This is a genomic window from Sphingobacterium tabacisoli, from assembly GCF_017908035.1.
Classification (GTDB): Bacteria; Bacteroidota; Bacteroidia; order Sphingobacteriales; family Sphingobacteriaceae; genus Sphingobacterium; species Sphingobacterium tabacisoli.
Genome location: NZ_JAEQMU010000006.1, coordinates 1 through 19,406 on the forward strand (window position 1 = coordinate 1; position 19,406 = coordinate 19,406).

12 protein-coding genes are annotated in these 19,406 nt (G+C 38.2%); 1 reads left to right on the plus strand and 11 read right to left on the minus strand.

The annotated features are described in order from the left end of the window. Nucleotides 1-148: 148 nt before the first annotated feature. The 3 genes from JKG64_RS18825 to JKG64_RS18835 are packed head-to-tail and all read right to left on the minus strand — an operon-like array spanning nucleotide 149 to nucleotide 5,343. Nucleotides 149-1,528, minus strand: coding sequence for a RagB/SusD family nutrient uptake outer membrane protein (locus JKG64_RS18825; RefSeq protein ID WP_210355815.1), 1,380 nt, complete (start codon nucleotides 1,526-1,528; stop codon nucleotides 149-151). 12 nt (nucleotides 1,529-1,540) lie between these two features. Beyond that, the gene (locus tag JKG64_RS18830) at nucleotides 1,541-4,708 is read right to left on the minus strand and encodes a SusC/RagA family TonB-linked outer membrane protein (RefSeq protein WP_210355816.1); all 3,168 of its coding nucleotides are present in this window, start codon (nucleotides 4,706-4,708) and stop codon (nucleotides 1,541-1,543) included. Beyond that, complete coding sequence (locus JKG64_RS18835) at nucleotides 4,705-5,343, minus strand: TlpA family protein disulfide reductase (protein WP_210355817.1); 639 nt, start codon at nucleotides 5,341-5,343, stop codon at nucleotides 4,705-4,707. The genes JKG64_RS18830 and JKG64_RS18835 overlap by 4 nt, the downstream gene beginning before the upstream one ends. A 676-nt stretch (nucleotides 5,344-6,019) precedes the next feature. Between JKG64_RS18835 and JKG64_RS18840 the strand changes: the two genes are divergently transcribed. Next, the gene (locus JKG64_RS18840; protein WP_210355818.1) at nucleotides 6,020-6,355 is read left to right on the plus strand and encodes a hypothetical protein; all 336 of its coding nucleotides are present in this window, start codon (nucleotides 6,020-6,022) and stop codon (nucleotides 6,353-6,355) included. Nucleotides 6,356-7,663: 1,308 nt separating this feature from the next. Here the strand turns inward: JKG64_RS18840 and JKG64_RS18845 are convergent. The 8 genes from JKG64_RS18845 to JKG64_RS18880 form a co-directional block, all read right to left on the minus strand. Further along, nucleotides 7,664-8,599, minus strand: coding sequence for a hypothetical protein (locus JKG64_RS18845; RefSeq protein WP_210355819.1), 936 nt, complete (start codon nucleotides 8,597-8,599; stop codon nucleotides 7,664-7,666). 1,039 nt (nucleotides 8,600-9,638) lie between these two features. After that, on the minus strand, nucleotides 9,639-10,292 hold the full coding sequence (locus tag JKG64_RS18850) for a hypothetical protein (protein ID WP_210355820.1): 654 nt from the start codon (nucleotides 10,290-10,292) through the stop codon (nucleotides 9,639-9,641). Between the two features lie 80 nt (nucleotides 10,293-10,372). Beyond that, entirely contained in the window at nucleotides 10,373-11,812 is a 1,440-nt protein-coding gene (locus JKG64_RS18855) for a serine hydrolase domain-containing protein (protein ID WP_210355821.1), read from the minus strand. Nucleotides 11,813-11,880: 68 nt separating this feature from the next. Then, entirely contained in the window at nucleotides 11,881-12,921 is a 1,041-nt protein-coding gene (locus JKG64_RS18860; RefSeq protein ID WP_210355822.1) for a phosphodiester glycosidase family protein, read from the minus strand. Between the two features lie 2 nt (nucleotides 12,922-12,923). Further along, nucleotides 12,924-13,763: a DUF4397 domain-containing protein gene (locus tag JKG64_RS18865; RefSeq protein ID WP_210355823.1), complete on the minus strand. Its 840-nt coding sequence runs from the start codon at nucleotides 13,761-13,763 to the stop codon at nucleotides 12,924-12,926. An 11-nt stretch (nucleotides 13,764-13,774) separates the two neighbouring features. After that, on the minus strand, nucleotides 13,775-15,364 hold the full coding sequence (locus JKG64_RS18870) for a SusD/RagB family nutrient-binding outer membrane lipoprotein (RefSeq protein ID WP_246512687.1): 1,590 nt from the start codon (nucleotides 15,362-15,364) through the stop codon (nucleotides 13,775-13,777). Between the two features lie 12 nt (nucleotides 15,365-15,376). Next, nucleotides 15,377-18,481, minus strand: coding sequence for a SusC/RagA family TonB-linked outer membrane protein (locus tag JKG64_RS18875; RefSeq protein WP_210355825.1), 3,105 nt, complete (start codon nucleotides 18,479-18,481; stop codon nucleotides 15,377-15,379). A gap of 376 nt (nucleotides 18,482-18,857) precedes the next feature. Continuing rightward, the gene (locus tag JKG64_RS18880) at nucleotides 18,858-19,406 is read right to left on the minus strand and encodes a hypothetical protein (RefSeq protein WP_210355826.1); all 549 of its coding nucleotides are present in this window, start codon (nucleotides 19,404-19,406) and stop codon (nucleotides 18,858-18,860) included.

The window sequence follows — 19,406 nt, forward strand, 5'->3', positions numbered from 1 at the left end:
AAAAATCAGTATGCCTACGAAAGCTACTAAGACAACCCTTGGCTCTTCCTCTTCTCACTATATAAAGCAAATCTATAAAACAAAAAATGTCTCCTATATTTGCTTACAACAAACATAGGAGACAGTCTCTTAGTAATTTAGCACCTGCCTATCTTGGATTTTGTTTAACCCTACTTATATCTACAATATCCTCAGGAATAGCGATTGCATATCGTTTATCATTAGGCTGTAATGTATATGTGTCACCGATTATCCGTGTCAACGTTATTTCAGCACCATCTCTATTAAATCTTTTAAGATCCCCCCAACGTAGCCCTCTAAATAGCAGTTCTTTCCTTCTCTCTTCTAGCACGATAGTCAGCGCATCTTTAGTATTTTCAAATGTATATGGTACAAAATGGCCATTATCCCATCTCTTAACCAACAGCTTATTCAAAACGAATGCACCATCAGAGAGCTTCTTCAAACGCACATTGCACTCCGCTATAATCAACATCAATTCACTTGTAGTAATTCCAGTTATCAATCCGCGATGCCCCATATGAGTTCCCTTAAAATAAAAGTTACCAGCGTTATCCTTCCTAAAATAGATATCCCGTCTCAGATCACCTTGCTTATACAATTCATAAAGCGAACTTGATACCCTCGCTATATTCAAGTTATTGACAATCTCGGAAGAATACATTCTTGTAAAAAAAATAATTTCTTTGCTCATTTGATTAACGACTGGAATCGGGAAACTCGCTTCCACACTCAAACCATTAAAATCAATCAATTCTTCATTATACTTCAGTGATTCTTCAGCGTGTCTCAACGATTCAGCATAATCACCAATTACCAGATAAACCCGCGCTAATAAACCGTGAGCAGCAGCTTTCGTTGGCAAAGCAGGTGACACTGATGTCAGAGGCAATAAAGGAAGTGCTTCCTCTAGGTCCTTAATAATCTGACTATAGGTCTCTCCCACAGTAGCTCTTGCTGAAATAATATTCACATCAGGATCTAGACGGATCACCATCCCTAGCTCCACATCAGCAGTCTCTTGTCGATATACAGGCGACCATATCTGTACACCGTCTAGATATCGAGCGGCTCTAAAGGTCAGTGCCTGCCCTTTCAATTTATCCGTTTCATAACCTTTCAGACCATTCTTCTCTAGACCGTCCAACACAGCATTACACACATATATCGCATTATAACAATGAGCCCACTCATTCCCTGCCGAAGCGACACTTCTCGACACATAATCAGGTTGCCATGTGTAGAGCCGTTTATCGCTCTCATAATGTAGCCCGTTATAATCCTCTGTTGTCAAATAAAGATCATCACTACTAGCATCACCTAGAGAAGAAAAAGTAGAATTCAAAACTCCCCAATCATTCAAAAGTGCTTCAAAATCCTCTATCGTAGAGGGAGTACCCAAGCTTTTATCAGATTTTTCCGACAAGAAACTTTCACAACCTGACAATACCATAGTCAACACTATAGTTAGCACAAGCTGAAAATCAATATTTTTCTTTTTTTGCATAGTTGTTTATTTTTAAAAACTGGCCCTAACTCCAATTGTATAATTTGTAGGCTTTTTAACCCGTCCTACCCCTATGTTAAAATCCGGATCAATACCTGCCTTATTTGCTTTCCATAAGATGCCCACATTATCGATATTGAGGTTTAGCCTAAGTTGATGAAACCCTTTTCCCACATTAAGATCATAACCTAGATTAATGTATTGCAGACGAACATGATCTCCTTTCTCCACTAGTACACTTGAGCCTGAATAAAATCGATCTCTATTATTATTTGTCGTAAATAGATTAACGGGAACATCGGTCATCTTTTCATCACCAGGGTTTTGCCATCGCTTAGCGTAATCAACATGCCCAGACCTACTATTGAACAAATCTGTATAGTTGATAGATGGGCGTCTAAACCAATACCCAAGCTTATAAGCAAGTCCAAATTGCAATTGGAATCTTTTATAAGAAAATGTATTCACCATATTACCGTAGTGAGTGGGAACTGCAGATCCAAAATACACTAAGTCTTCTACCTTCGTACCTGTTCCAGTTATACTACTATAGTTCTTACTGATTTCACCATTTAAATATCCCTGTGCTTCGCCAGTATTCGGATCCAACCCTGCCCACCGATAAGCATATATTGTATATACAGGGTGGCCGGCTATCCCTGAAATGGGCGGTATCGCTGTATTAACATATTCTCGAGCCACAGTACGCTCGATATTATACTCTTCAATCTTATCCCTATACAAGCTAAAATTCAAAAGTGTATTCCATCGGAGCATCCCTTCAAGATTCACACTCTTTAACTCAATATCCAATCCCCTTCCAGACATATCGGCAACATTTCTTAAAAAATAAGGAGGCACTCCTGTGGTATAATCAATTGGTGCTACTCCAAATAAGTTTTCACCCTTTTTATGAAAGTATTCGACACTACCTGACAAGCGATTTTTCTGTAGACGGAAATCAATTGCGATATTAAACATTCTTGTTGTCTCCCATTTCAAATTTGGGTTGTACCAATTATCGAATACAGCAATCGGATCGCCCGTAAATACAGAAGGATCTACAAACCTTATCGTATTGACAGCCACCATCGCAGGATCCACATTACCACTAAACCCATAGGTAGACCTGATACTTACATAAGGAACAGCTTCCCATTGATAGAACCTTTCGCTAGACAATTTCCAAGAGGCACCTGTCGACCAGAAAGGATTCCATTGATCATTTGTTTTTAGCCCAAACAAATTACTGGCATCCCTTCGTGCGCTCCCCGATACAGTATAACGATCCCCATATGTATATGCTGCATTCACAAACTGAGAGACAAATCTTGTATCTATATCCGATAGAGATTGATTACTCGGTATATATGCACCTCCTCCAGTGATAAAATTCGGATAAGGCCGAGTATAATCAATATTAGCCACCGTTAAATTATGGGTATTGTATCCATAAAATCTATTTCCCTGCCCCTGCGAATGCGCCAATCTACCCTCAACACCCGCTAATGCATTCATGTAATGATCTCCAAACTTATTGTCAAAGCTCAACTTACCTCGGATATTATGGGCATCCATCCAGCCACTAGATTTATCTAGAATACTTCCTTTAGGGATTATAAACTTAATTTCATCCCCTACCGTTTGAGCAAAACGATTTATGTAATCTCTAGCTACATAGCCTTTCTCATCAGACAAACTCGTCACTAAAGTCTGCTGTCTTTCATACTGATAATTTACAGCAGCATTGAAACCTTTTAAAAGTCCGTACTGTATTTCAGTGTTAACCAAGACATCTGACAGCTTATTGTTTCGCACCTGATACTTCCAGTCTGTTAATGGATAATAACTCCAATCCAACAATTTTCCTTCTTCCAATTTTTCCACGAAACTCTGCCGATAGTTTCTAGGTACCGCAAGAGGATCCCCATCTACGTCCGCCAAATGCATATAAGGCAGAAGATTAGGCACGTCATTATACCCCAGCCTACCAGAGGCACTTATCGATTGCGTATAATACAAATTTGCGGCTAAGGACAATCGTTCAGAAAAACGATATATGTTTTGCAATCGCAGATTTAGCCGCTGATAAGTCTCCCCTAAGCTTTCTTTATTATGATCATACCCCATAAAAGATAACCAAGAGAATTTCGCTGTACCCCCCGATGCGTCCAGAAAATACTGTTGCCTTACTGCTGGTTTATACATAAATCGGCTAAAATCATCTCTAGAATCGACCTCCCTCCAGCTATCGATGATATTTACAACATCCTCCTCAGACATCTTTCCCTTATCAGAAAGATCCAACAAATCAACAACAGGGCTAAGCCAAGGCTTACCGTTCGAATTAATACTACTCTTATAAAAACCACGGGAATACAACTCTTTTTCTACATCTATAAAATCAGAAGAAGACATCTGAGGAATATAGGACAGATCTGGCTTCTTTCCGATAGTGACGTTGGATCTAACCCCAACAGATACCGGCGTGTTAAACTTTCCATTTTTTGTTGTAATCACAATAACTCCATTAGCAGCCCGAGCTCCCCAAATACTAGCCGCTGCTGCATCCTTCAGAATAGTGATGCTCTCCACCAGATTAGGATTGAGATTGATCAAATCACCATCATAAGGGAAATTATCAACCACTATGAGTGGATCCTTAGGCCCCTTGATTGTACTCAACCCTCTTATCATCATCTGTGGGCTATATTGACTTCTTCCCGCATCCATTACCACACTATTAGCAATAGCAGGCAATCTTGATAAAATATCTGTCCCCTCTTGTTGATTGAAAAGATCGCCAGTCACCAGGGAAAAAGAGCCTGTAGCACGCTCGCGAGGAATATTCTGATACCCCGTAGAAACAATAACTTCCTCAATATCTACAGAACTAGCTTTAAGTACAATAGAAAATTCTCGAACATTAGAATCAAACACTTTCGATACCTGCGTATACCCCACATGCTGAATCAACAATTGCCCTTGGTTATGTATGGTTTGAACTTGAAATCTACCTCTCGCATCCGTTTTTACACTTCTACCTCCTAGTTTCTCCGTTACAGTAGCCTTTTCCATAGGATTACCCAAACTATCTTTCACCACTCCAACCAACAAAACCTGAGCTTGTACAACAGTCCCTAGAACCAGTACCCCCAATAACAAGCTTATTCCCTTCATGATTTCTTATCAATAAATGGAGCAATATATTGTCGATCAAGTAAATTTCGGAATGTCTTTAACTGATACAAACCAATATCGTTTATCCAACAATAACTAGGATATGCGGAAGGCGCAAAAAGCCTCTCAAGATAATCGTCCTCAATAACCGAGATTAGGTTGGATAATTTGAGATTTAGAAAAGCTTCGCTTTTAGTAAAGCGATTAAGCTTTTCCTGATCCTCCTTCGTTCGTTTTGTATTAACCATAACCACGACCAATTCATCTGCATACTTCTCCTTAAAAAAGTCTATCTCGTTTTGGTGCAACAGACAATTGAAACAACCAGAAAACCAAAAATCAAGAACAACCATTTTCCCTCTGTGTTCTTCAAATGTCTTTCTTACTGTATCACCATTGATGTAAAAAAGATGTTCCTTCGTCCAAAAATCATCTGGCACTTTCTGCCCTACACTTAGAGGTTTAATCCGTAAAAGGCCAGTAGCCTCCTGCCCTTGAGCAGGAGTAACCAAGGCCATACTAAACAACACACAGTATATTATAGTTAGTGATAATGTCTTAATTGTTGTTGGGATGAATGAGACATCGTCTTCTAAAAAGAGCAGACCTCTCCCACCCTTATTAAAATTCATCATTTTAGGGTTCTTTAGGTGTGACCTAATAAGGGCGGGTCAGAGCGTTACTTCCATCAATAACCAACCGTACCTAATCTTGATCAGGTCACACGGTTTAATAAATAAAATTGATTCTTAAAATTCGGCAGTCTTCTCTTTGTGGTGTATATCAGGGATTTCATAATGTTTATAATTGGAAGCTGCACCGAAAAGAATGGTCATCTAGACCACATCCGCCGACCGAACTATTCGGGGGCACAAATTAGATTTTTTTGAAATTGCTTTTTTAAATTCATACTCGTTATCTGCTAAACGAGCCTTGCTTTTGGGAAAGACTAAAGCAATAAGCATGGAGCCTGCATCCCGTGTCCCACATAAATTTTCTGACGACTTACGGCTTCACAGGTAAACAGCAGACCCCACACTTATCTTATTATTGATGCCAAATATAGCACTTTATAAGATAGTGTTAGGGCATATCCTGCTGCCTTGCTAGCCGTCGTCAGAATGTGAGAGCAAGACTTTAATAAATATGCCTTTTATTCTGTAGTAACACACTACAGAGTTTTAACTATACAAATATAGTTAAAAACTTACATATATGTAAGTTTTTACAAACATATAAGTAATTATAAATTTACTTATATGTTTAGGATGTGCAAATTGGAATTTCATAGTGTTACAAATAATCGATATTATGGCAATACCAGATAGAATTCATCAAGAGTTTTTGATGATTAAAGCCGCATTCGAAAGTGGTTCAGTTACAAAAATGAGTCAATTAGATAAACAAAAATCCACGAGAATAGCGGCATTAATCGGAATGAATCAAGGACGCTACGGAGCAAAACTATTAAACCCAGAAGATTTTTCACCATCGGAGATAACCCGAATGTCTTTGATTATTAATATTGACCCTGGGTTAATCATGAATGTCATCAAAAATCAATTGCTAAAAACCGAAATGGAAAGAGTATTAAAAAACATCAAAAAAGAAGAAGAGAAAAAGCTAGCAAAAACTAAAAAAGACTAATTAGAAAAGCGAGTAATTCGATAGCATTATAATAGATCTTGTAGCTACAAGTCGAGCCATCAAAGCTAAGTTTCAAATAAATGACTTACATTTCATTAAGTACGATGGGAATCATTGATCAGAAACTGGTGTGCAAAGAGAGTATCTTTCTTTATCCTCAATGTAATCGCAACTACACTCCCTATCTTCAACCATAATCTACAACTAACACATTCTAGATTCTTACTCAAAGTACCTTGGATCCGTGTTGAGTGCGAGTCTACCTTAGACACAGGGTAGTAGCACCTAAGGCTCAGTTCGCACACAGTTGCCTTCTTAATAGGTTCTTAATACGATCTATAGTATTAGCAGACTAAATAACCGTCCTCTAAACCATATACATCCATCGCTGAACCATATAACTACACTATAGGGAGTATCTCGCACTCCAATATAGGTATACTATACTTCCATATAGGTACGCCGCAAAACATTATACCCAAATAGCAAACCCGTATGGTTCCGGAGTGAAACATTTTAGCTATGTGGCAGTTCCATATAGGTGCGCCACAAAACCTTATGCACAAATAGCGAAACCATATCGTGCCAGAGAGTAACACTTTAGGTATGTGGCAGTTCCATATAGGTACACCACAAAACCTTAGGCATAAATAGCGAACCCATATCGTGACAGACTGAAACATTTTAGGTATGAGGCAGTCCCATATAGGTATGCCACAAAACCTTAGGCATAAATAGCGAACCCATATCGCACCAGAGAGAAACACTTTAGGTATGTGGCAGTTCCATATAGGTACACCACAAAACCTTAGGCATAAATAGCGAACCCATATCGTGCCAGAGAGAAACACTTTAGGTATGTGGCAGTTCCATATAGGTACACCACGAAACCTTAGGCATAAATAGCGAACCCATATCGTGACAGAGAGAAACACTTTAGGTATGTGGCAGTTCCATATAGGTACACCACGAAACCTTAGGCATAAATAGCGAACCCATATCGTGCCAGATGCCAAGTAAAAACATCAAAATAACCATCCTCTTTTGGAAAATAAGTGACACCTTTTTCAGAAAAAGGTGTCACTTATTGCGAACTTGTAGTCACTTATCTGTAAAAAGGGACTCCTTTTTACTAAAATGGAACATCTATTTTTAAACGACAGTCCCCTTTTCTCTACAAAGAGATCGGTTGTTCTAAACAAGGAACTATTATTTTATTTTGCCCTTTGTAGAAAGCAAAATTGTTTTCACAAGCCATAGTTAATCCTGGAGAACCATTCCTTTTAACCCTAATTCGGCAAGAAAGCTTTACTGCACCTCTTTGGCGAGCATCACCTTTTCATCAAATATATTCTGTTTAAACTCCAACATATTGATCTTCCGGCGCGCTACAGGTTTATATTCTCTCGATAAAGGATCCTTAAAATAGAAATCGTACGAGCCCCCTACAATACCTTTGCCCGGAACATACACAAACCGATCTATGCCACGCTCCCACTCATGATCATCCATGACACGCCCCCAAGGGACAAAAGTCCAAAACTGATACCCTACCTCGCCATTTTGCAAAGCTGGCTTTGAAGATAGGTAAAAACGTTCCAGACTATAGTTGTCATATTTCCGAGCATATACACCCGGGACGATAGGAAACTCGCCTCCCTTGAATTCGTTTTCATAAATACCCTTCATCTGCTTGATGGTAAGCAAGGGTTGATTGATATCGATGACATGACGCGGGATGGTAAATACATCAGGATAATCCTGTACATAAAACACCTGCAAGAAAGAAGCCCTGGACCTATAATATTTATTACCTTTTTTAAACAGAATACCATACTGTGCAGGCACATCCACATAGGGAAGATCGTGAAGAGTTTTTCTCCCTAATGTCTGCAACCGTTCAAAGCTCAAGTAATCTATATCGTCTGGCTTCTGGTCATATTCGATCCACTTGGATTTCCCATCAAACACCGGTAGCACAGAAAAAGTAAAAAGGTAACGGGTAGGCGCCATCAAATACTCGCTATCAAATCTTGGGTTTTCCTTCAGTATAGGCAAGACATTAAACACATCGATATCGAGATCAATCCCATAGAGTTCCTGTGTCGAAAGAGTAAAATGAGTGATTTTGTAATCTGCAGACACAGAATCCATATCTACTATAAAACACCTCTGTTGCCCCGCTGCCACAAATGGCATACAGATCAATATAAATCCTCTTAATAAAACTACTGCCTTTTTCATTTTTACATTAATTTTAATTTAACGTGACTCAGACACAACAACACCATCACCAACTTTAACAGACTCATAATAAACAATCTAAAAAAAACTTTTTTAAATAATCGCATCCCAACACCAGACTCTAAAAGATCCCGATATACATGATTTTTTACACCTCACCGAAGATTACAAAGAACGTGATATAGACAAACAACAATACGGCACATTATCCACGTCTTATTAAAGTTAGGCAAATGATTTGCTTTTATCGGTGGGGAGATGAATTTATAGTAATTTTCTTAGAAAATTTTATCCGTTAGACCTAAAAAGTAATACTCAATTCCCCATCTACAACCAGACTTTAGTAACAATCCGCTACTTGATGATTTCACGAGAGATGAGACTAAAAATTGGAATTCTCATTTAGGACAACATTTTGTTCACAAAGGTTTGTTTTTCGGCCAAATACGTGGGGAGGTTCAAAATAATTTTTGCCATTTTCCAAACCTTTACACGTCATTATTTTCTTCAAAAACAGCAAAAAATAAAGGCTAAAACTACTTTAAACCCATATTTAAGACTTCAAAAAACGTCTTAAACAGAATTTCGTCGAGCTACATCGCAAACGCTACGCGCTAGCGTACAGAGCCTACACGCTAGCGTATAGAATGCAACAACTAACACGTAGAGTCGAACTGCTATCATCTAGAACATACAAGCTAATGTACCGACCGCGACAGCTAGCGTATGAAACCAAACAGCTGGCGCATGGAGACGAACGACTAATGTCTACTATCAAGCAGCTAACGTGCCGACCACAGCAACCAGCCTCTGAGACACAACAACTAGCGCCTAGCGTCTAAGCTTTAGACTCTGAAGTCTACAAGATCTCACTACGAGGAGTAACGATAGCGCGCAAAGCCCAAACACTTGCACATGGAGGTGGTGCGCCAATACGCGGCCTGCAATCGCAATTCCTTATGGTTAAAAAGCAATACTACCGCAACTAAACAAAGAGGTATATCTTGCTACTTGCAATAATATAAAAAGAGATTAGCAATTATTTGGGGAGCAAATAAAAATAAATTCGTCCCGTTTGAATACTACTTTCCTCAGCACTTGTATTCGAACCTATTAAAAAAGAGACTAGATCCTTGGTATTATTTCCTTTATGAATTATAGGTGCACTGTACTGACCATTATCATTGATTACTGATACAACCTCATCCACATAAGGGAAATCTGGATAGACATAGGAATAATATAAACCAAAATGATTTGATTTGTATAGTTCTTCATAAGCTGTATGTCGGTTATAAACCGGCTTTTCCCCTTCTTGTATTGGCAACTTCACATACACACAGGTTAACTTAGCTTGTCCGCTGTGGATACCGGGGCTCCAAGGTTTCTCTCTACTAATAAAATCGTTAATAACCATTGATGTAGGAGAGACATTTTCTACATAGAGTTTTCCATTCTTTGCAACATAAAAGTACAGGTAAGTACCAGATCGCTCTGCTGAAGGTTCAAGAAACCTAGCAAGACGATCAAAAAACAAATCCATTCCACCTTTTGGTTCAAGTGGTGCCTCAACTGAATAGAAGATTTTGTCTATAGTATCCCGTGGCACCCCAACAGATATAGAATCTGAAAGATCGGTTGATTGCAAATTCCATGGAAACATAATTAACAATAGAAACTTTAATATTTTCATACTCTTTTATAGTTAAAGGAATATCCTATTTTTTAATCCTGTTTGTAAAACCATATCGCCTATAAGTTAAAATATAACATTTAAAGATTCAACTCCTTAGCTTTATCCATGATATTTTTTGTGAGGACGATAAGATCAGAATCGAAATTAGCATCGTAAGATCTTGAATTTAACAATACAGCAACACTATATTCTTCACCATAAATCCAAAAAGTTGCTGTACCGGCCAAATTCCCCCCATGATAATATCCTTTAAATAAAGTATGGTTAGTTCGCCAACCTTTCGCATAATTATTTCCTGACACGGTAGACTTAGTAAACATTAGATTCCGTATAGACGAATTTAATATATCCGCTTTTTTGCTCCCTCCATCTATTGCATAGAGTATCTTAAATAGATCTTTACTATTAATGATAATACCTCCAGCAGCCTTGTATACTTCCACGAGGTTGCCATAGGCATTATTGTTATTCTGTGCATAGCTAACTACCTCATTTTGTTGTCTTGTAGATGCCGAATTAGCAGACAAATATATATTTGAAACACCTGCAGGTCCATATATCTCTTTCAGATAAGTCAAGTAATCTTTACCCGTAACAACTTCAATTATCTTTCCTAAGGTTCCATATCCCATATTATAATACGCATACTTTGTACCCGGAGCAACCTGTGAAGAATTAAGCATAAGCTGTATACGTCTTTCTAAAGTATTAGGGTCAGCAGCAGAAAACATCGGGTCACCGCTATAACCAGCAGTATGCTCTAATAAATGTCTTACAGTAACTTGAGCGGACATAGGCCCTACTGTCGGCCACAGACTCTTCAATATTCCTCCCGGACCGAAAACCAAATCATCAATCCCTACTTTACCATCTTGGATTAATTTCATAATTGCAATAGCTGTATGCTGCTTAGACATCGAAGCCAGTCTAAATAAATGATCTGGTGTAGCTCTCTCTTTAGTTTCAACATTAGCAAAGCCAGAGGCATTCTGATAAACAATATCTTCCATACTGTTACGACCAATTGCATAGGATACAGCCGGCATACCGTATTTTTCTATAAATGGATAGATCATCGCATCAATTTCCTTTATCCCTCTCTGGGCCATAATTGTGTAAACTGGCGAAACAGAGCCATCTTCGGCTACAATAGTAATTTCTTTTGTTCCGCTGAGATCAACAAATCCGGCATTATTATTCAGCGAAGCCCCATTGATCTTGACCGCTGCTCTTGAAGAAATATTAAAACGTATAAATACTTTGGTTAAATCGACCAGCATAGGTACAGTAACATAACACTTAAACCCAGAACGATAAGTATAAGAAGCTTCCTCCAATAAGCTGTTATTTTCTGACTTCATTATAGAAATACTAGACAACTCCTTACTGGATGATTTCATCTCAACGTCAACTGGAGGCTTAACTTCCTCAGGTACAACATCATCCTTCTTACAGGACACAATAAATAGAAAGAAAAAAAATAAAAGAGAGAGACTAGATAAATATAATTTTCGCATAATAAAAGCTATGGTTAGGAAGTTTTGAAAAAAGAACTCACTTGAAAGGATCAAGTGAGTTCTACATCCTATTTAGGAACAACAATCGCTATTCCATTCGCCAAGGTTCCTGGGGCTATTACTCCAGCACTAGTTGTAGGCGCATTCACTAAAGGAAAAGTAGTCTTTCCTTTAGAATCCTCTTGTCTAATTGTCATTTGACCATACTGTGAGTAATAAGGCATAAATCCTTTATACATCCCCCACCCCCTTAATAATGTGGCCATATTTGGAAGCCCCATACCAACCGACACATTTGGGCGGTTGCCTTCTAAAACCACAAAAAACAACTTACTTTCATCTTGATTAACTCCAACGATACTACGCGCCAGAACTGATGTCGATGCTGTATTGGTATTATTAGGACCATACATTAACCATGTGGGGCCTGAAACCTGATGGACTAATTCACTTTGCTCTACCCAAGTTGTAGGATAAGTGGTAATATTTGGGCTATTTCCCAAGAATACTTCTCCACTTTTCTTAACTCCCAAATAAGGAATAAGTTTGTTCGCATTCGTACTGGCAACAGCTTTCATCACTTTATCATAATACACAAAACCATTGGTAGTAATCCCGTAGGTATTTGTTGTAGATGTACTCATATTATCTCCATTTATTGATGCTAGGATTTTACCCCCAATCCCTTCATTATCCGCTGTCATCTGGTCTAAAACCTGCCTATTGTTTAAAGCCACACCATATGCCGACATCGAAACCACTTTTACTTTAGGATTCTTGATATCCGCTTGAACGACATGTATCATTTGACGTTGATCCAATCCATCAATAAAGACAATTTTAGCATATTCCACACCCTCTGAAAGAGTCCATGTTGTGTCAGAGATAAAACTTTTAAACATTTTATTTTTACTGTCCTCTAAAGTTGTTACATACCAAGACTTCTGCGTATCTATAATCTCTTTATCCTTTTCTTGACTTGCCTTAAAGTATGCCTCTCTATCAAACTCCGGATAATCATCCCGTTGCTTACACCCCCCTATTAATAAACAACCAATAATCCCCAAACCTAACGTATATTTTAAACTAATTTTTTCTAAATTTCCCATGACTATCTCGTTATTGAAAATGATAAATATGGCATTTGATCTGAAGTTGTCATACCTGCATAACCCATAGTAAAAATGGTGAGCACTTTACGATCCAAATACTCAAAATAATTTGAAGATGATGTTGCACTACTGCTATAACGAGCCAAAACGTTTGACTCAATTACGGGTGCTTGGTGCGGACGAATTTTGAATGTCCGTTTAAATCCACTCCGAATTACGAAAGGCTCACTAACCTCCATATATTTAATGTTACTCATTATTAATGTATCCATTTCTGAAGAATGGTTAACAGCAGTAGTACCTGACGCCCACTTACCGATATACAGATCCACAGATTCTACATTCGGTATCATATTAATAATTTGATATCTAAATGTACCAGAATCTGGAACTGTTAGGTTTTCCTTAATAATTGTAGCCTTTGTTGCTGATAGTGTATCAGAAAACAACAAAGTATATTTCCCACCCTTTTCCAAGTCAAACCTCGCTCTGTGAAATACAATAGAGTCTTCACCATTATCTACTTTTTGGGGTAATGCCAATTCGAATTCAGTTGACCCCGCATCTAGTAAAATAAACTCATTTGTTGCAGCACCATTTGTCCCAAACCCTCCACCTGGATAAGGCTGCCTCATCAATATTTTTGGTGTAATGCGCTTGCCATTTGCTTTTACGTACATCCTAGGATTCCCCGGATATGCTGAACCAATAATTACTTTTACGACTGCCTTTGTCTCATCAAGTGGTTTCAAATCCCCATAATCTTCTACGCCAGGTTTACAAGCACTAGCGAAGATCAAAGAAAAAAGAACCAATATTAAATAATTAAAATTTCTCATAATTCACATTTTTAGTTATCTGGTGTTACAAACCATACTTTTTTTGTCCCATAATTAGGCTCTAATCCGCCCCATTTTTCCAATTCCTTTCTGTTCCAATTATATTCAGAATAGTATCTTGGCTTTAATCGATACGCGTATTCTCCATGTAACAAATTAACTGGGTGAAAATGTTTATAAATACTTAAATCATATTGATATTTTCGCATATCTGACCAAGTTTCAATTGATCCCCACGGCCACAGCGCAATGTACTTTTGCAACATAATGTCCTTTATACCCAGGCTCAATTTATCTGTTGACTGAACGACTTCAGAACTTGACACATAAGCCAAAGCTTCTGGTTCAGAAATTCTAGCTTCATCGCCCATTCCTGTTGCTGACAAATATGAATTGACAAAATCCATACTAGCAATAATACCTCTTCGATAGCAATCGTATGCTACATCCATATCTCCTTTATAAAACGCAGCTTCGGATCTAATAAACAACATTTGGGCATGTGTAATGATTGGAAAACTAGCATTATTCTTAAAAATAAACTTACCTAAATATTCATTATTGTCCATTCTACCCACCATTGCTGGAATTGAAGCATTTGCTGCCCCCGCTCCTGGCGTAGCAGCCCTGAAGACCGAATCAGAAAAAGTTCTAACAAGCATTCTCATTAATCGTGGGTCAGTCGAACTTGTCGTGTCGGCTTTAAACTCTCCATGTATTCCCCCTGTTAGATACTTCAAAATTGGAGTTCCAGCATGCATAAATTGAGTATTTCTCAATCTCGAAATCTCAGTTCCCCAAACATTAGAGGTTGCTTCGCTACTTGCTCTAAATCTAACCCTCGCATCATCATTCAAATTTGCAAAAGACAAGTCGGTATATTTCAAAACTGAATCTGCATAAGAGGTTTTGAAAGCAGGCTTATTTATAAGTCGACTATATTGAATTGCACGAATAGCGTGTGTAAATTTTGTCCATTTAATCAGATCTCCTCCATATATATTATCTCCGGAATAACTAGCCAAATGTTTTGCCGAGCTTTGAATAGGCTTAGCGTTTAGATATTTTAAGGCTGAATCACACCACTGGCGAACCTTTGCATAAACTTCAGGTTGATCCTGATAGGCAAAACTAAGCCTGTTTTCCTCGAATGCTTGATCCAATACAATGGGACCATGTAAATCTGTTAACATTTGGTACGCCCAAGCTTTTATGGCATAGCCAATTCCAACAAATTCTGTTTTGCCATCTTCCTTACCTAAACGTATCATTTCTTCTAGATTTTTACCTAGATCGAAATAAACAGTTCGCCACATCCGTTCACCTACATTTTCTTGTGGCTGATTATGTCCGTGTCTTTCCCAGTACAAAGACCCCTCGACATTATCACTACTCCCTACAAAATATTGTATGTATTTGTTGACCGTTCTATTATCAAAGCTGAGCCCCTCAGCCATTCTAAAAGTGATGGGAGCAATTAGCACCTCAGGACTTACCTCTTGTGGAAATGTTTTATCGGTATTAACATCTAAGAATTTTTTACAACTACCAAGAGACGTAGCTATTAAAATAATTACAAGACCTATATTTTTAATTCTCATACTCTTCAAATTTTATAGTTTTAATCTTAAGCCAAAGTTATAGCCTCTTGGTTTACCCATACCCCCACCGTCAATACCGAAACCACCAACTCCACCAATACCTGGCGTATTAGAGTTGGTTTCTGGATCAAAGCCAGAATAATTCGTAAACAAGAAAACGTCCGTAGCAGTAAAAAACACACTCATCGTTGTATTTTTACCAAATTTAGTAATCCATGATTTTGGTAATTGTTGACTCAAAGTGATATCTCTCAACCTAAATGTCCAGATATCTTTTTCAATGAAACTCCTACTGAGAAAAGAAGTATAATAAAGATAGTTGTAATATGGAGTTACCGCTATATTATTTAATGTCGGATTAGCTGTGTTCTCTAATCCGTCTTCCCACACACCCTCTATTACCCGAGGTTGCTCTCTATTTAAAGTTTTCTTAGACAACCCTAATCTGACCATGTTATACTCTAAACCGTTAACCACATCACCACCTACCCGCAAATCCCACAAAAATGTAAGTGACGTATTTTTATACCTTAAACTATTTATTGTTCCTAAAGTGTAATCAGGAATACGATTACCAACAGGTAAATAGTCATCTCTACCAATTACAGGTAAGCCAGTTTCAGGATTGATTAATACCAACCCATCGTTGTTACGCTTGTAATCCGTTGCCATCAAATTTCCAATGCTATAGCCTGGAGCGGCTCCCGAACGCATACCACCAAAGATCCATGTATCTGAATCATAAGTTTCAGGAAGCTCTTTAGCTAAGGAAATTACCTTTCCTTTATTCTGGGTAAAGTTAAATGTCAAATTCCAATTAAAATCTGGCTTTTTAATAGGATTAAGTTTAGCTTGGATTTCAATACCCTGAGATTCAACAGTACCACCATTCATCATTTTTAAAATATATCCAGTAGCATAACTTGTCCGAGGTCTAAAGATCTGATTTTTACTAACCCTCGTGTAATACGTAAAATCGAATGTCAAAAAGTTTTTAAAAAGTGAAAATTCAATCCCTGCTTCCTTATCTATTGTCGTCTCCGGCTTAAGAGTAGAATTAGCACCATTCACATCGTAAGCCATCCCTGCTCCTGTGGATGTTTGCCCAGTATATTTTGATAGAGTTTGGTAAGGTAAAAATGGTTGTTTACCTGTCATGGATACAGAAGCCCTCAATTTACCATCTGAAATAAATTTCTGATCCTTCATAAAATCCAGATCGGTAAAATTGAATGCAATAGAGCCCGACGGATAAGAGAACCAAGGTTTATTCGGCATTAATCTGGACGAACCATCGACCCTTAATGTTCCGGTTAAATAAAGAAGCGTTTTATAACCGAATACTGCCTGACCAAGAATACCAACATTCCTCGTTTCCGTCATCGACTGCTTCGCTTTCCGTTCTTCAGGATCGGTCACATTGATACTGTAAAAATCGGGATCCGCAAATTTTCTCCCATATTGAGAGTGCGTTCTAGTTTGATATGAATCAAAAGTTGACGCAACTACCGCATTTAAAGAAAAATCTTCACCAAATTTAAAACGACCTCGAGCTGAAAACTGACCATTCATCACTCTAGCTCGTTGATCGTATTGTGTAATTTCACCGGCGTCCGCATCAGCATCATCTGCACTGGTACCAGATCCTTTATACGACTGCGCATGGTAAACCTGTTCACCATGAGTCGTAGCATAATCCACACCAAATACCCCATTCAATGTTAACCACTTTAGTGGAGTATAGGTCAAATTAGCTGTAGCTCTTGTTCTATTAACATTATCAAATGATGTATTCCTGTAAACATCCCAAAATGGGTTATCCAATTCACTATAAATACTACCCGAATTTAATACACGATTACCAAACATATCAATCCAGTCTCTCACATCATAAAGAGGATTGAATCTTAATAATGTATACATAAAGCTAGATTGCCCCCTTCTAGTTTTATCATTCTGAGAATCCATATAATTAAAAGTCGTGTTCAACTTTAGATTAGGAGCAATATCAACTGAGTTATTTAAACTCGTTTGTAAACGCTTATACCGAGTATTAGGGACAACCCCTGTATTGTCATTGTATTCTGCCGACCATCTAAAACTCAAAGGGCCCGCTCCCCCTTCAGCTCCGATATTGTGCTTATTCGTATAACCCGTTCTAAAAAAATTCTTTATATTATCTGTATAAAGAAATGTTCCCTCTGGATACATTGGACCTTCTGCGTACGTAGAAGTTCCATTATAGATACCATTTACTCCATTCGAATAAATATATTGTCTCTCGGGAAACTTGTCTACATATTGTAAACGGCCCGCGTAGCTATAATTTACAGAAGTGCGTCCTTGTCTACCTTTTTTAGTGGTAATCAATATAGCCCCCCCTGCACCTTGACTACCATACAGCGCAGTTGCTTCGGCACCTTTCATAATAACATAAGATTCGATATCCTCCGGATTCAAATCAATACCTCGATTAGAATAGTCCATTGTGGTATTTGTCATTTCGCCGGCGTTATTGGGCCCCGTGGCAAGATCACTTTCATTCATTGTGCTATTGTTTACAGGAACTCCATCTACTACAATCAAAGCATTATTGTCTCCGGAAACAGAAACAAAACCTCTTAAAACTATTTGAGCAGAGGCACCTGGTAGTCCACTTGTACCATTAACCATTAATCCTGGAACACGTCCTTGTAAACCGTTAAAAAATTCAGCTCGTTGTGTGGCGGCAACTTCATCTCCATCTACTTTAGGAACCGAATACCCTAAAGATTTGCGATCACGATCGATACCAAATGCAGTGACCACAACTTCATCGATAGATGACTCATCGTCTTTCATCGTCACATTTAGCACATTATCGTTTCCTATTTTCATTTCTATTGTTGTAAATCCAACAGAACGAAAAATTAACACAGCTCCGTCTGAAACTTTAATTGTGTAGGTCCCCGAAGCATTGGTTGCTGCTTGATTAGATTTTCCCTTTTCTTGCACAGAGACGCCAGATAGACCAACCCCAGATCCATTGCTGACTTTTCCGCTGATACTTCGTTGGGCATACGCCTGCGTGCTAAAGAATACTAGCCCAAAGACGAAAAGAAGTAAACGTCCTTTCATAAATTTATTGATTTTAGGTGTATAAATAAATTGGCCAAATATGTTTGCACTACCGACACACATATCATCATAATTTGGTTGACACAATATTAAATAATAATCTTTTATATTTCTGCATTTTATTAAACAAACAATAAAAAAAATGCAGAAAATCGCACAACAAACGCAGAAACAACCGATTGCAAAGCGCAGTAAAATAGCAAACAACCGCATAAACAACTATTCCGACACAATACCGCATATCATATCCAAGTCAAATACACTTTGTAACAAAACATATCAGGAGAGATTCTCAATCACCATTCATGAGTATGAAAATAAAAAAGGTGCTCCTATATTAGGAACACCTTTCAAAATAACCCATTTCAATAGTAAACTATTTCATACTGACAGCAGGCACTGACTTGGGCTTGCTCAAGTATTTAGTATATCCAATCTTATATGCTTCAATCTCAGCTTTGAACTGTAGTATCAACAGTTCCTTAGCATCCTTTGAGCCTTCGATATTAACACGCCAATTGAGCTCCGAGATTGCATCTCCCTTTTCCTTGGTAAATAAAGCAAACTGAGCAGACTTAATACCCTTAGGCAAGGAGGTATCTTTCAGCTTGAATACCAAAAAGCGATGTTGATCCTCGACCTGACTTAATAATTCTTCACGCTTGCTACCATCCTTGAAGATCGCTTCACGCAATATCGGCATGATATCATCTTTGTTGACAAGCGATACCACATACCCATTGGATAATTTCTCTACCAAACTGTAATCTTTCATCGCAGCCCATAGCACATCACGCTCGACAGGGACCTCCAGTTTTTCATCAATAGCCCACTGCACCTGCTGTGCTGCCGCCATCTGAGCATAAATAGGTTTGATTGCTATCCCAATCAGCACGCAGCATAATAACAAAATCTTCTTCATCAT

What these genes read in the sequence shown, in the direction of transcription:
- JKG64_RS18830 (WP_210355816.1), bottom strand. Translation starts at nt 4,708, where the DNA reads ATGAAGGGAATAAGCTTGTTATTGGGGGTACTGGTTCTAGGGACTGTT.
- JKG64_RS18850 (WP_210355820.1), bottom strand. Translation starts at nt 10,292, where the DNA reads ATGAAAATATTAAAGTTTCTATTGTTAATTATGTTTCCATGGAATTTG.
- JKG64_RS18880 (WP_210355826.1), bottom strand. Translation starts at nt 19,406, where the DNA reads ATGATGAAGAAGATTTTGTTATTATGCTGCGTGCTGATTGGGATAGCA.
- JKG64_RS18870 (WP_246512687.1), bottom strand. Translation starts at nt 15,364, where the DNA reads ATGAGAATTAAAAATATAGGTCTTGTAATTATTTTAATAGCTACGTCT.
- JKG64_RS18855 (WP_210355821.1), bottom strand. Translation starts at nt 11,812, where the DNA reads ATGCGAAAATTATATTTATCTAGTCTCTCTCTTTTATTTTTTTTCTTT.
- JKG64_RS18865 (WP_210355823.1), bottom strand. Translation starts at nt 13,763, where the DNA reads ATGAGAAATTTTAATTATTTAATATTGGTTCTTTTTTCTTTGATCTTC.
- JKG64_RS18860 (WP_210355822.1), bottom strand. Translation starts at nt 12,921, where the DNA reads ATGGGAAATTTAGAAAAAATTAGTTTAAAATATACGTTAGGTTTGGGG.
- JKG64_RS18840 (WP_210355818.1), top strand. Translation starts at nt 6,020, where the DNA reads ATGGCAATACCAGATAGAATTCATCAAGAGTTTTTGATGATTAAAGCC.
- JKG64_RS18825 (WP_210355815.1), bottom strand. Translation starts at nt 1,528, where the DNA reads ATGCAAAAAAAGAAAAATATTGATTTTCAGCTTGTGCTAACTATAGTG.
- JKG64_RS18845 (WP_210355819.1), bottom strand. Translation starts at nt 8,599, where the DNA reads ATGAAAAAGGCAGTAGTTTTATTAAGAGGATTTATATTGATCTGTATG.
- JKG64_RS18835 (WP_210355817.1), bottom strand. Translation starts at nt 5,343, where the DNA reads ATGATGAATTTTAATAAGGGTGGGAGAGGTCTGCTCTTTTTAGAAGAC.
- JKG64_RS18875 (WP_210355825.1), bottom strand. Translation starts at nt 18,481, where the DNA reads ATGAAAGGACGTTTACTTCTTTTCGTCTTTGGGCTAGTATTCTTTAGC.